The following is a 12401-nucleotide window of genomic DNA, read 5'->3' as shown; positions in this document are numbered from 1 at the left end:
CCGGTTCAGGCAACGACGAAAGTTTGCTGTACGCGCTGGGAACACCTGAAATACGGTATCCCGAGCGCGGCGGCGACAACAGCCTGAATGAAACCGTCGAATGGAATCGCGATGGCGACGCCGATGGCGTGAGTCATATGATCGCCAAGCAGATAGGCGATGGTTCGCATAGCGACGATGGCCAGCAACCACGCCTGCACCTGAACCGGAAAGCGCGCCGATTTGCGCCACGCGAGCAGCGCCAGCCAACCGGCGCCGGCAACGATGAACGACCCGGCGATCACGTCGCAGCCGACCATTGCGATCACGGTGCGATACCAGCCGTGGGTTTCGGGGCGCACGAATACCGCCAGCAGTTCCCATTCGAGCATGAGCTTCAGCGGGTCGCGCAATGCGACTGCGGTCGAAAGCACCCATGCGGCGAGGCAGATCAGGGCCAGCAACAGCCAGCCGCCGATGGCCCGCGGTGCGGGTTGTGTCGTTATATTCATGAAGTCGTCACGTCGTAGTTTGAATTGCACCCGTTGCGGTGCGTGCCGATTCTACGAACGAAAACCGAACGACCATCTCATTTTTGCCGCGGGGCCATCAAAACGACCTTCGCCTGGAATCTGCTTTGCAGTCATTTCGCCCTCGTGTCTGCCTTAACGTCTTTGACGCATCGAAACCAGACGCTCTCGACCGTCAGCACGATCCCTCCTGCTCCGGTATGATCGGCACGCTTGAGGACCGTGCATGGGCCGGTCCGTCGATGATTTACCTCTTTCATGTCCACATCCGACGCTTCTACTCCCGCTTCCGCCGACAGGTCGTTGCGCGGCTTGCTGCTTCTGCTCGCCACGATTGCCGGCGTGTCAGTCGCAAACATCTATTACAACCAGCCGTTGCTCGACAATTTCCGGCAGTCGTTTCCGAACAGCGCGTCGTGGGTCGGCGCGGTACCGGCCGTGACGCAGCTCGGCTACGCCGCCGGCATGTTGTTGTTGGCGCCGCTCGGCGACCGTTTCGATCGACGCTTCCTGATCCTGTTGCAGATCGCGGGCATGTGCGTCGCGCTGGTGCTGGCGGCCGCGGCGCCGACGTTGTCGGTGCTGATCATCGCGAGCCTTGCGATCGGCGTACTCGCCACCATTGCGCAACAGGCGGTGCCGTTCGCGGCCGAACTCGCGCCCGCATCCGAACGTGGCCATGCGGTCGGCACCGTGATGAGTGGACTGTTGCTGGGGATTTTGCTGGCACGGACTGCCTCGGGCATCATCGCCGAGTATTTCGGCTGGCGCGCGGTATTCGGTGCTTCGGTCGTCGCACTGCTGGTGTTGGCGGCGGTGATCATTCTGCGTCTGCCGAAGAGTAAGCCGACGTCGACACTGCCGTACGGCAAACTGATGGTCTCGATGTGGCACCTGGTGGTCGAACATCGCGCGCTGCGTGAAGCCTCGTTGACGGGCGCAGCGATGTTCGCGGCGTTCAGCATTTTCTGGTCGGTGTTAGCGTTATTGCTGGCGGGCGCACCGTTTCATCTTGGGCCGCAGGCGGCCGGGCTATTCGGGATTGTGGGTGCCGCGGGTGCGATGGCCGCGCCGCTCGCCGGCAAGTTTGCCGACCGGCGCGGACCGCGGGCGATTATCACGCTGTCGATTGTGCTGGTGGCGATTTCGTTTGTGGTTTTTGCCTTGTCGGCGAAGAGCATTGCTGGATTGGTGATTGGCGTGATCGTCCTCGATATTGGGGTGCAGGCTGCGCAGATTTCGAATCAATCGCGGATTTATGCGTTGAAGCCTGATGCGCGGAGTCGCGTGAATACCGTTTATATGGTGGCTTATTTTATTGGCGGCGCCGTGGGGTCGGGGGTCGGTGCGGTGGTTTGGCCGGCTTTTGGATGGGTTGGAGTTAGCGTCGCTGGGGTTGTTTTTGCCGGGCTGGCGGGGTGGAATCATTTGAGGCTTCCAGCCAGGGGGTGAAGGTTTTGGCCTGCGGCGCTTATTGTCTGTATGCGTGCGGCGTGGGCCTTTCCTTGATTTCTTTGCGTTGCGATTGGTTGTCTGTTTGCCTACGGCGTTGGCCTTTCCTTGATTTGTTAGTGGTCTATTAGCGTCGCCCCTGTGCGGGGCAGGCACCTACTTTTCTTTGCCTGCCGCAAAGAAAAGTAGGCAAAAGAAAGCGGCTCAAACCGCAAATTCTTAAGCGGGTCCCCCGCACAGTCGCGGTAGTGGTGCATCTGGAATCCGTGCTCTCGCACATTCGGCGCGAGTGACAAGGGCGTCATACTTCCCGCCTCGCACTGCGTGCTCGCCGGAAGGGTCCATCGGGAAGAGTGGCTGCTTCGCTCGAGACCCGTATCAGCCAGTGTCTTTTCTTCTATAAGGCCAGCATGCTTCCAGTGGCGCCGTGTGAGGCCAGCATGCTTCCGGTGGCGCGACGTGCGCCGAAGCGCACTTCATAAAACCGACCACTGCGTTTTCACGCTCACGCAGCACTGGGCATTGCACCGAGACGAAGCTGATGGCCCCCACCACGCCCGAACAAAGCCACTGGTTTGCATGATCATCCCTTCCGGCGAGCACGCAGTGCGAGGCGGGAAGTATGACTGCCTGGTCACCAAGGCTGAATGTGCGAGAACACGGATTCCAGATGCACCACTACCGTAACTGTGCGGGGGACCCGCTTAAGAATTTGCGGTTTGAGCCGCTTTCTTTTGCCTACTTTTCTTTGCGGCAGGCAAAGAAAAGTAGGTGCCTGCCCCGCACAGGGGCGACGCTAATAGACCAATATCAATTCAAGGAAAGGCCAACGCCGTAGGCAAACAAACCCCTCACCCAGCGCCCCGCGCAAAAGCATACTCATGTAACGCATCAATAACCCGATCAAACTCAAACGATTTATCGTAAAAGTGCCGCACACCATATTGCTCGCAACGCTCCCGATACGCCGGCAAGGCGTGATTAGTCAGCACTGCGGCAAACACCGAATCGATCATCCCCTCGCGCTGCAAATAAGCAAGCACCGGCACCCCTGACCCCTGCTTCAGCTGCAAATCCACAATCACCGCATCAAAAGCCTCATCGCTCAACAAAGCAATCGCCTGATCGGCAGAATCCGCATACGCGGCCACCCGCAGCAAACCCGATGCATCGATGGCCTCGACGAGGCTTCTGCGAATCAGCGGCGAATCCTCGATCAGCAACACGCGTAACGGCGCGCGACTGGCTGGCTCGGCAACAGGGTTCGATTCGCTATTCATCGGTGTGTCTCGATCGTTCATTATTCGATCAAGCCGTTCTTGATCGCGTAATAAGTCAGATCGGCATTGTTTGCCAACCGCATCTTCTCCAACACGCGAGCCCGGTATGTACTCACGGTCTTCACGGATAAATGCAATTCCTCCGCAATCTCAGTCGGAATCTGTCCCGCCGCAAGCTTGCAGAAAATCTGGAACTCGCGCTCGGACAACGCTTCGTGCGGCCGCCCGGCAGCCGGCTTGTCGAGATTATCGGCCAGCGTATCGGCCACCGCCTCCGACAGGTAACGGTGCCCGCGTGCCACCGCGCGGATCGCCCGCACAATCTCCTCGGGCTCGCAATCTTTGTTGAGGTAACCGTTGGCGCCCGCGCGCAGCAGATTGATCGCGTATTGGCTCTCCGGATAGCCCGATAGAATCAGCACGCCCTGCTCCGGTCGCACCTGCCTGATCACACGCAACGTGTCGATGCCGTTCTTGTCCGGCATCGCGATGTCGAGCAACACGACGTCAAATGCCTGCTCCCGCACGAGGCTAATGGTTTCGTCGCCGGTCGCGGCTTCCGCCGCGACGCACATGTCCGGCTCGTCAGCGACGAACTGCCTGAAGCCACCTCGGACGATCGCATGGTCGTCAGCTATCAACACTCGAATCATCGGTCTCGTGTCCGTGCAATAGGATTGCTCCAAAGCAGACATTGTAATGACCTTCGCCAGCACCTCGGTCGAAGGTGTAAAGCCACACCAGTACAAGCGGCGAACATTGCCGGCGCGGGAAACCATCTAGACCCTCCCGCGCCAGCAATCTGCGACTGGACAGGCGCAGCAGCCGAAGCGACAACTCGCGTTGCGAACGCCGGGCGCTTACCGATAGGCGTTTCTCGACATCCGCTTCTCGGCATCCGCTTCTCGGCATCCGCTTCTCGACGTCCACGCTTATCGACATCCGTTTCCCGACATCCGCTTCTCGCCGCCCACGCTTATCGACGTCCGCTCCTTGACCTCAGCGCCTCGACATCCGCTTGACATCCGCTCTTCTCGACATCCGCTCCTTGACGTCCGCGCTTCCCAGCGTCCGCTTCGGGCTTGTTACTCGCGGCCTTCGAGCAGATCCGCCATATCGTCGGCATGCTCTTCTTCGACGGCGAGAATTTCCTCGAACAAACGGCGCGTCGTCACGTCCTTCTCGCCAAGATAATGCACGATCTCGCGATACGTATCGATCGCGATACGCTCCGCGATCAGATTCTCGCGGATCATGTCCGTGAGATTGTCGCCTTCCTTGTATTCCGAATGCGAACGCGTCTTCAAACCGTCCGGCGCAAAATCCGGCTCGCCGCCAAGCTGCACGATGCGCTCGGCAATACGGTCGGCGTGCTCCTGCTCTTCCGCCGCATGCTCCGCGAATTCCGCCGCCACCGCCTCGGAGTTGATGCCCTTGGCCATGAAATGATGCCGTTTATAACGGAGCACGCAGACGATTTCGGTAGCCAGCGAGTCGTTGAGCAGCTTCAGCACTGTCTCACGGTCCGCACCGTAGCTTTGCGTGACCGGCCCATCCGACATGTGCTTGCGCGCGTCCTCGCGGATCTTTTTAATATCCATCACGAACGGATCGCTGGATTGAGATGCTGCGCCTTGGGCGCCAGAAGACTTTGCCATTGATTTTCTCCTTTATCCGGTATTGGGGGAATTGCGTATCACGCACGAATCGCGCCTGATACGCCGGTTCAAGGACCGAGTATTCGTCTACGTTCGGAAGACGCCGAGCAGCAGCGTGACCACGAACACAACAAGAAAAATGTAGAACAGGATCTTCGCGATTTCCGCAGCACCTGCTGCGATACCGGTAAAACCAAACACGGCGGCGATGATCGCAATCACGAAAAAGACGATGGCATAGTGAAGCATGGCGACTCTCCTTGTTGGTATCTGCGTACAACGAAGCTTGAGTAAGCCTGGGCGCTCCCAAGGCAAATCCGAAGCGCAAACCTGAAACGAACCGCTCCCTCACCATCGCGGGAACGGCACGCACCGGCCTCATCGGGCGGCGCTAATCGATGATTTTCTTCGTGACAACGAAACCAAGCACGAGGAACACCACGCACAGAATCACGAACACGACAAACAGGAACTTCGCAATCGCCGCCGCGCCCGCGGCTACGCCGGTAAAGCCAAGAAGGCCGGCGATCACTGCCACGACGGCAAAGAACAATGCCCATTTCAACATGATGGCTTCCTCCAGAATCAATCAATGAACGATCAGGTTCATCCTATCGATCGGCAACAGCGGGCGCATTCCGACGCACGCCGTTTTTCGTGTGAGAATCCGCTTACATTGGATTACGGCAGCGTTACGCCACGGGCCTCGGTGACTCAGGCGCGGACGATGCGACTCAAAGGGCAATGCACGCCATCCCTCCTCGAATCCTCGAGCCGGCGAACGTTACACTGATGCCCACCCCAGGAGCCGAATGTGCCGAATGTGCCAAATGTGCCGAACCCGCAGAAACCAGGCGCCGCCGCGCGCCTGAGCGACTGGATGCGCAATCGCAGTTGGGCGATCGCGATGACCGTGGCGATCGTCATCACGGTGGGCGGCCTCGTGATTCTCGAAACCGCGCGGGAACGCATTGCCGCTGAATACGAAACCGCGCTCGAAGCGCGCGACATCACCGTGCAACTGAGCACGCTCGCCAGTCAACTAGCCAGTCTGAGCGCGCACCAGAGCGATTTTCTTCTGACGAAGCAGGACGCGTCCGCTCAAGGCTTTTGCGCGACCGCCGTGCGCATCAGACAGAACGAACAACAACTGAGCAGGTTTTACCGTGGCGGCAAGGCGGACAGCGCCGAGCTCGCGAGCTTCACGCAAATCGCCGCGTTGATCGATGCGCGCATCGGTGCGGGCGCTGCTGCATTGCAACGCGCGGTACCACGGCCGCTCGATCTCTCCGCCTGCGGCACGGCGAGCGAGGCCAATCCCGCCGACGCCACCCTGGTCGACAACACCCTCACGCTGCTGCGCGACAACGAGGAGCGCCGCGCGCAGCACGCCCTCGACGCAAGCCGCGCCGACCAGCGCATCTCCACGCTGTGCGCGGCCGGGCTGTCGGCGCTGAACATCGTGCTGTTCATCCTGCTGTTTCGCAATCTCGGCATCCAGATGGATCGGCAAGCGCGCGTGCAGCGTCAGTTGATCACGCAACAGGAAGAGCTCGACCAGCTCGTCAACGAGCGCACACGCCAACTCGAAGCACTGGGCTGGCACCTGCAGGCCGTCAGCGAAAACGAAAAAACCCAGCTCGCGCGTGAACTGCACGACGAACTCGGCGCAATTCTGACCGCGAGCAAAATGGACGTGGCCTGGGCCAACCGCAAACTGAAGGACAGCGCCCCGGACATCTCGGAGAAACTCAAACGCGCACTCGCCAATCTCGACCAGGGCATCGCGCTGAAACGCCGCATCATCGAGGACATGCGGCCCACCGTGCTGGCGAACTTCGGGCTGGTCACCGCGCTGCGCACGCTCGCCGACGAAGCCGCGCAGCGCAACAGCTGGACACTCGAATCGCACCTGCCCGCCGACGATATCCAGCTCGACGAGCAAACCGAGATCGCGCTCTTTCGCGTGGCGCAAGAGTCGCTGACGAACGCGGCCAAGTACGCACACGCCTCGAGGGTATCGATCGCCTTGCAGGTCGGCGACGGCGAGGTGGCGTTGCATATCGCCGACAACGGCGTCGGCATCACACCCGCCGATCTGAAACGCACGCACACCCACGGCTTGCTCGGCATGCGCCAACGCGTGGCCGCGCACGGCGGGCGCTTCGAGATCCAGCGCGGCGTGCCGAACGGCACCGACATCCATGTGGTGATGCCGAGTGTCAGCACGGCAACGCCATCGATCGATCTGCCGCCCTCAACGCCGTCGCGAACCTCCGTCGAATAAGGCCTTGCGAGCTGTTGCAGAAACCCGTGTAGGAGTGCGCCGACGCAAACACCGGAGCACGCCTACAACAAAATCGCAGCGCAACTGACAGCGCGATCCCCGCCCTTTTTTTACCATGCAATCAGACCGGATCGACTGGCGTAAGCCCCGGTCGGACGACAGCTAGCCGAGCTAGCACGGGCCGTAAAACATAGGCACGTCAACCGATGCATTCTCGACAAGGAGAACTTTCATGAATCGACTGATCGCTTTGCTTCTCATTGCAGGGACGGCTGCGCTCGCCGGTTGCAATACGATGGCGGGGGCTGGGCAGGACATTTCGAAGGGTGGCAACGCCATCACGAACTCAGCCGAACAAGCCAAGTAAGTCAGAGATAACCAATCGATTGCTGGGCGCCTCGCGGCGCCTTGCAATGCACGATCTCCACAGCCCGTCGCGGGAAATCGCGGTGGGCTTTTTTCATGGCCCGATCTGCCGGATCCATGGGCGGCCCGCCAAACAAAACGGCGATCCACTCCACGTGGATCGCCGCTCTGTCCTCCTAGGCACTGTCGCTTATTGTGTGTATCGCATGCTATGTACACATGCTGATTCGCGGGCTTATTGACGCTTTATTCGCGCGCCTTATTGGCCCGTCAGTGTATTCGCCAGCTCGACGCTCGGCGTGCTCGTATTGCCGTTCTGTGCAATCAGCAGATGGATCTGCCCCGGCACGAGCTGGCTCAGCGCACCGGCGATCGGCACGGACGTCACCAGCCAGTCGGCGTTGTTCGACAGCGAGAAAGACTGCGACTGGAAGATCGGCGTCTTGCTGCCCGCTACCGTCGCGATCAGCACGTATTGGCCGCCGGAAACATAGATCGAATCCTGGCCGCTTGCCGGCACCGCGTTCTTGAACGACACGCCCGCCATCGTCGGGCCGACCTTGCTGATGTCAGTGCTGGTTGCCTGAACCAGATAGAAATCGAGGTTGGTCGCGTTAGCCGATGCGTTGAAGCCACGCAGGCGCGCGCTGTTGGACAGCAGACCCTTGTCGAACGGATCGTCGATCAGGCCGATATCCGGCGCAGCCAGGCCCGGCAAAGCCAGCACCGTGTATTCATGGCCCTTCGCCACATCGGGGAAGTTGCCGCTCGCCAGCGCGGTCGTCGTGCCGGTGGCCGAGTAGGCAACGGTGGTCGAACCCGTGTTGATATTGGTGAAGTTCGTCACGCCCTTGTAGCTGACATTAGTCTGGCCCGATGGCGCCTTACCGTTCACGAGAAAGTCGACTGCCGGACCGCCCGGAATGGCGTGGATGAAATGAATCTCCGGGTTAGTCAAACCGAGTTCCTTGCCTACGTCGTCGGAGCCGCCGCCGCATGCGGTCAAAACGGATGCCACCGCAACCACAGCCGCCATGGTTCGGATCATTTTCATTGTGTTCACCTTTATCGATGTTGGGCGCTCGACCCGTTAATTTGTGGGCGCTCCGCTTCGGACATCGCGCCGTCTGAAACCTGGTCCGTCGGTCTTTGAAACGGTTTCAGCCGGCTCTCCGAAATGAAGTGCCCCCTCCCTATCCTGCTGCACATCGCACCTGTTTTTTGTGAGTGGCGCGGTCCGTGTCGATGGACGCTGGCACTCAGCAATGCGTGTGCCGCAGGGTTCGATATGGCGTATGCATCCTGAAGAATGTCTTACGGAGCAACGAGTTGCGCGGATTAGAATTTTTCCTCGGAGGGTTGGCCCGATGAGCGGTGTATTGTTCGTGCGCACCCAATACTTACACGGTCCCTTCCATGTCTTACCAACAACTACTCGCTGAACTCGACCTCGGCTTCACCCGCTTGCGCAACCGCGTGGTGATGGGTTCGATGCATACCGGCATGGAGGACCGCTTCTGGAATTACCCGAAGCTGGCCGCGTATTTCCGCGAACGCGCGAAAGGCGGGGTCGGCCTGATCGTCACGGGCGGCATCTCGCCGAACCGGCAAGGCTGGCTGCTGCCCTTCGGCGGCACACTGAACTCGGTGTTCGATCTGCGCAACCACCGCTTGCTGACAGAGGCCGTGCATGCCGAAGGCGGCAAGATCGCGCTGCAGATCCTGCACGCAGGCCGCTATGGGTATCAGCCGTTCGTCGTGTCGGCGTCGGCGCTCAAGTCGCCGATCTCGAAGTTCAAACCGCGCGCGCTCACCGAAACCGGCATTGCGCGCACCGTTCGCGACTACGCACGCTGCGCGCGCCTCGCCCAACGCGCCGGCTACGACGGCATCGAGATCATGGGCAGCGAAGGCTATCTGCTCAACCAGTTCCTGTGTCCGCGCACGAACCGGCGTACCGACCGCTACGGCGGCAGCATCGAGAACCGCATGCGGCTTGCGCGCGAGATTGTCGAGCGTGTGCGCGCGGTGTGCGGCGAACGCTTTATCGTGGTGTACCGGATCTCGCTGATCGATCTGGTGGAAGGCGGCAACACCTGGGAAGAAACCGTGCAGGTCGCCCGGGCGCTCGAAGCCGCCGGCGTCACGATGTTCAACACCGGCATCGGCTGGCACGAAGCACGGGTGCCGACCATCGTGACGTCGGTGCCGCGCGCTGCTTTCGCTGCGCTCAGCGCGCGGCTGAAGGCGGCGGTCACGGTGCCCGTGATCGTGTCGAACCGCATCAATACGCCCGAGGTGGCTGAAGCACTGCTCGCTCAGGGCGCGGGCGATCTGGTGTCGATGGCGCGACCTCTGCTGGCCGATCCCGAGTTCGTGCTGAAGACCGCCGCGGGACGCGCGCACGAAATCAACACCTGTATCGCCTGCAATCAGGCCTGCCTCGATCACACGTTCAGGAACCAGCGCGCGAGTTGCCTCGTGAATCCGCGTGCGGGCCGCGAGACCGAGCTGGTCTATCGGCCGCTCGCAGGCCCGCAAACCGCGCGTTCGGTCGCGGTGGTCGGCGCGGGTCCGGCGGGACTTTCCGCGGCGAGCGTCGCGGCATCACGCGGGCATCGCGTGACCTTGTTCGATGCGAGCGCAACCATCGGCGGCCAGTTCAATCTGGCCATGCGCGTGCCGGGCAAGGAAGAGTTCAGCGAAACCATCCGCTATTTTCAGAGCCAGTTGCAGCGGCATCGCGTCGACCTGCGGCTCGATACGCGCGTCGATCCTGCTTTGCTTGCGGCAGGCGCTTACGACGATGTGATCATCGCCACCGGCATCGTGCCACGGAGCCCGGCGATTGCCGGCATCGACGGCGCGAACGTGCTGTCTTACGTGGATGTCCTGCGCGGTGCGCCGGTGGGACGCCGCGTCGCGGTGATCGGTGCGGGCGGGATCGGTTTTGACGTCAGCGAGTTCTTGCTGCATCGCTCGGGCGATCCTCTGCCGATGCCGCGCGATGCATGGCTCGCCGAATGGGGCGTCGATCTCGCGGTGCGGGAGCGTGGCGGCCTGAAACCGCCGGCGCCGGTGCAGCCGTTCCGCGAGATCTGGTTGTTGCAGCGCAAGGCGGGCAAGCTCGGCATGGGGCTCGGCAAGACCTCGGGCTGGGTGCATCGCGCGACGCTGGCCAGAAACGGCGTGAAGATGCTGGGTGGCGTGTCGTATCTGGAGATTAGCGAACGCGGTTTGAAGATTGCGCGCGAAGGTGTCGAAGAATGGCTCGAGGTGGACACGATCGTCGTGTGCGCCGGGCAGGAATCGCTGCGCGATCTGTATCCGGAGACGGCGGCGCGGGGGGCGGACAAGACAAGTAGTGCGAATGGGACGCAAGGCGCTAACCACGCGACACGCCCCACCGGTGCGAAGGTTCCGCGCTATCACGTGATCGGCGGTGCGAAGGTCGCGACCGAACTGGATGCGAAACGCGCGATTCGCGAAGGCGCGGAAGTGGCGGCGGCGCTCTGACGAAAGTGGCCGCTGCGCTGCGACGCGGCGGCAAGCGTAAGTGTCCGCCACGCTCTCAAGCAACGAACCACGGAACGCGGCGATCGAAGAGCGAGAGACAGGCGGCAGACAGCGAGCCGCCGGCGCCTCAAGCGAGGCCCTTCTTCCGGTAATCGAACCAGAAAGACAGACCCACGCTGACCAGAATCACCACAGTCGCAATCACCGTCGAATACGTGACCGGCTCACCAAGCAACACCGCCCCGAGCGCCACCGCGACCACCGGATTCACATACATGCAACTGCTGGCAATGATCGGACTCGTATGCCGGATCAGAAAGCCGTACGCGACGTAGGCGGCCATCGTGCCGATCAGCATCAGGTAGATAAAGGCCAGCACCGGCAGAAAATGCACCGCCATCATCCGCTCGCCCGACACCCACGCGACCAGTGTCGACATCGCGCCGCCCAAGCCGATCTGCAACGACGTCGATAGAAACAGGTCCGACGGCAGTTTCAGCCGTCCGGCCAGATGCGCGCCGCCGGCCCAGAAGAGCGCACCGCAGAGAATCGCGAGACTGCCGCCCGCCGACCCCGGCGCGCTATCGCCATGACTCAGGATCGCGATACCCACCAGCCCGAGGCCCACCGCGAACCACTCGCCTCTGCCGATCTTGCGCCCCGCCACCGCCGCGATCACCGTCGCGAACAGCGGCACAGTCGCGACCATCACAGCCGCGGTGCCCGTGCCGACGGTGCGCATGCCGTAAGCCAGCATGCCGCTCGACAGGCCGACCAGCATCGTGCCGACAAGGCCGGCATTGCGGATTTCACCCGCGCTCGGCCAGACCGGATCGCGGCGCGCCGCGAAGATGAAGAGCCCTACCCCGGCAAACAGATTGCGCAGACCCGAGAGCAGCAAGGGCGGAAACGAACCGAGCGCGACGTGCACGGCGAGATAGGTCGAGCCCCACACGAGATAGACGACGGCGAGCGCGAGCGCGATCTGTCCACTACGGGACTGCGGCAAACGAATCTGGAAACCACGCGGCAAACCACGCGGAAAGCGGCTTGGGAGTTGCGGCGACATGGGTTCAATCCGCCTGTGCTGCTCGAGGTGCTGCGCCTCCGCTAAAAGCCCTGGTTCGGGATAGCGGACACCGCATCGGCGATGCGGTCTGGCGGGCGAGGCTGGCGGACATGTCGGTGGAACAGGAGGACGATAGATGGCCAATGGGGCCACAACGCCGTGGCAGTCGAAAGAAATCGATTCACGGCTGACACGCGCCAAACGTTTGACGCGACGCCGCATTATGCAGTAAGCGCCCGCCGCGACGCTCGAAAGAATCGTAAC

At 61.5% G+C, this 12401-nt stretch carries 13 protein-coding genes; 4 read left to right on the top strand and 9 right to left on the bottom strand.

Annotated elements, in window-relative coordinates; translation table 11 throughout:
• Nucleotides 1-5: 5 nt before the first annotated feature.
• Nucleotides 6-491 carry a DUF2569 domain-containing protein gene (locus P0D84_RS06745; protein ID WP_408333904.1) on the bottom strand — a complete coding sequence of 162 codons (486 nt, stop codon included), beginning with the start codon at nt 489-491 and terminating at the stop codon, nt 6-8.
• A 276-nt stretch (nt 492-767) separates the two neighbouring features.
• Between P0D84_RS06745 and P0D84_RS06740 the strand changes: the two genes are divergently transcribed.
• Nucleotides 768-1961 (top strand): MFS transporter, encoded by a 1194-nt coding sequence (locus tag P0D84_RS06740; protein WP_408333901.1) that lies wholly within the window; start codon nt 768-770, stop codon nt 1959-1961.
• Between the two features lie 851 nt (nt 1962-2812).
• On the opposite strand, the gene P0D84_RS06735 is transcribed toward P0D84_RS06740, so the two are convergent.
• The 5 genes from P0D84_RS06735 to P0D84_RS06715 all read right to left on the bottom strand — a co-directional run bounded on the left by P0D84_RS06735 (nt 2813) and on the right by P0D84_RS06715 (nt 5467).
• Nucleotides 2813-3241, bottom strand: a complete 429-nt coding sequence (locus tag P0D84_RS06735) for a response regulator (protein WP_408333898.1) — start codon at nt 3239-3241, stop codon at nt 2813-2815.
• 20 nt (nt 3242-3261) lie between these two features.
• Nucleotides 3262-3894, bottom strand: coding sequence for a response regulator (locus P0D84_RS06730; protein ID WP_408333895.1), 633 nt, complete (start codon nt 3892-3894; stop codon nt 3262-3264).
• A gap of 432 nt (nt 3895-4326) precedes the next feature.
• Complete coding sequence (locus P0D84_RS06725; protein WP_408333892.1) at nt 4327-4899, bottom strand: ferritin-like domain-containing protein; 573 nt, start codon at nt 4897-4899, stop codon at nt 4327-4329.
• An 87-nt stretch (nt 4900-4986) separates the two neighbouring features.
• Nucleotides 4987-5148 carry a DUF1328 domain-containing protein gene (locus P0D84_RS06720; RefSeq protein WP_006052455.1) on the bottom strand — a complete coding sequence of 54 codons (162 nt, stop codon included), beginning with the start codon at nt 5146-5148 and terminating at the stop codon, nt 4987-4989.
• A 142-nt stretch (nt 5149-5290) separates the two neighbouring features.
• Complete coding sequence (locus P0D84_RS06715) at nt 5291-5467, bottom strand: DUF1328 domain-containing protein (RefSeq protein ID WP_179733025.1); 177 nt, start codon at nt 5465-5467, stop codon at nt 5291-5293.
• 246 nt (nt 5468-5713) lie between these two features.
• Here P0D84_RS06715 and P0D84_RS06710 point away from each other — a divergent pair, with 246 nt between their 5' ends.
• Complete coding sequence (locus P0D84_RS06710; RefSeq protein ID WP_408333888.1) at nt 5714-7186, top strand: sensor histidine kinase; 1473 nt, start codon at nt 5714-5716, stop codon at nt 7184-7186.
• 232 nt (nt 7187-7418) lie between these two features.
• Entirely contained in the window at nt 7419-7553 is a 135-nt protein-coding gene (locus P0D84_RS06705) for an entericidin A/B family lipoprotein (protein WP_012433647.1), read from the top strand.
• A gap of 1 nt (nt 7554) precedes the next feature.
• Here P0D84_RS06705 and P0D84_RS06700 read toward each other — a convergent pair whose 3' ends face one another.
• On the bottom strand, nt 7555-7707 hold the full coding sequence (locus tag P0D84_RS06700; RefSeq protein ID WP_408333884.1) for a hypothetical protein: 153 nt from the start codon (nt 7705-7707) through the stop codon (nt 7555-7557).
• Nucleotides 7708-7811: 104 nt separating this feature from the next.
• Nucleotides 7812-8606: a DUF4397 domain-containing protein gene (locus P0D84_RS06695; RefSeq protein ID WP_408333881.1), complete on the bottom strand. Its 795-nt coding sequence runs from the start codon at nt 8604-8606 to the stop codon at nt 7812-7814.
• A gap of 362 nt (nt 8607-8968) precedes the next feature.
• On the opposite strand from P0D84_RS06695, the gene P0D84_RS06690 reads away from it, so the two are divergent.
• Nucleotides 8969-11068: an oxidoreductase gene (locus P0D84_RS06690; protein ID WP_408333878.1), complete on the top strand. Its 2100-nt coding sequence runs from the start codon at nt 8969-8971 to the stop codon at nt 11066-11068.
• A gap of 127 nt (nt 11069-11195) precedes the next feature.
• On the opposite strand, the gene P0D84_RS06685 is transcribed toward P0D84_RS06690, so the two are convergent.
• On the bottom strand, nt 11196-12137 hold the full coding sequence (locus P0D84_RS06685) for an EamA family transporter (protein ID WP_408333875.1): 942 nt from the start codon (nt 12135-12137) through the stop codon (nt 11196-11198).
• Between the last annotated feature and the right edge of the window lie 264 nt (nt 12138-12401).

Source organism: Paraburkholderia sp. RL17-337-BIB-A (assembly GCF_046025895.1).
GTDB classification, from domain to species: domain Bacteria; phylum Pseudomonadota; class Gammaproteobacteria; order Burkholderiales; family Burkholderiaceae; genus Paraburkholderia; species Paraburkholderia fungorum_C.
Note: the sequence above shows the minus strand (reverse complement) of the source record. Positions and strands in the feature narration are given on the sequence as shown.

What these genes read in the sequence shown, in the direction of transcription:
- P0D84_RS06745 (WP_408333904.1), bottom strand. Translation starts at nt 491, where the DNA reads ATGAATATAACGACACAACCCGCACCGCGGGCCATCGGCGGCTGGCTG.
- P0D84_RS06740 (WP_408333901.1), top strand. Translation starts at nt 768, where the DNA reads ATGTCCACATCCGACGCTTCTACTCCCGCTTCCGCCGACAGGTCGTTG.
- P0D84_RS06735 (WP_408333898.1), bottom strand. Translation starts at nt 3,241, where the DNA reads ATGAATAGCGAATCGAACCCTGTTGCCGAGCCAGCCAGTCGCGCGCCG.
- P0D84_RS06730 (WP_408333895.1), bottom strand. Translation starts at nt 3,894, where the DNA reads ATGATTCGAGTGTTGATAGCTGACGACCATGCGATCGTCCGAGGTGGC.
- P0D84_RS06725 (WP_408333892.1), bottom strand. Translation starts at nt 4,899, where the DNA reads ATGGCAAAGTCTTCTGGCGCCCAAGGCGCAGCATCTCAATCCAGCGAT.
- P0D84_RS06720 (WP_006052455.1), bottom strand. Translation starts at nt 5,148, where the DNA reads ATGCTTCACTATGCCATCGTCTTTTTCGTGATTGCGATCATCGCCGCC.
- P0D84_RS06715 (WP_179733025.1), bottom strand. Translation starts at nt 5,467, where the DNA reads ATGTTGAAATGGGCATTGTTCTTTGCCGTCGTGGCAGTGATCGCCGGC.
- P0D84_RS06705 (WP_012433647.1), top strand. Translation starts at nt 7,419, where the DNA reads ATGAATCGACTGATCGCTTTGCTTCTCATTGCAGGGACGGCTGCGCTC.
- P0D84_RS06695 (WP_408333881.1), bottom strand. Translation starts at nt 8,606, where the DNA reads ATGAAAATGATCCGAACCATGGCGGCTGTGGTTGCGGTGGCATCCGTT.
- P0D84_RS06690 (WP_408333878.1), top strand. Translation starts at nt 8,969, where the DNA reads ATGTCTTACCAACAACTACTCGCTGAACTCGACCTCGGCTTCACCCGC.
- P0D84_RS06685 (WP_408333875.1), bottom strand. Translation starts at nt 12,137, where the DNA reads ATGTCGCCGCAACTCCCAAGCCGCTTTCCGCGTGGTTTGCCGCGTGGT.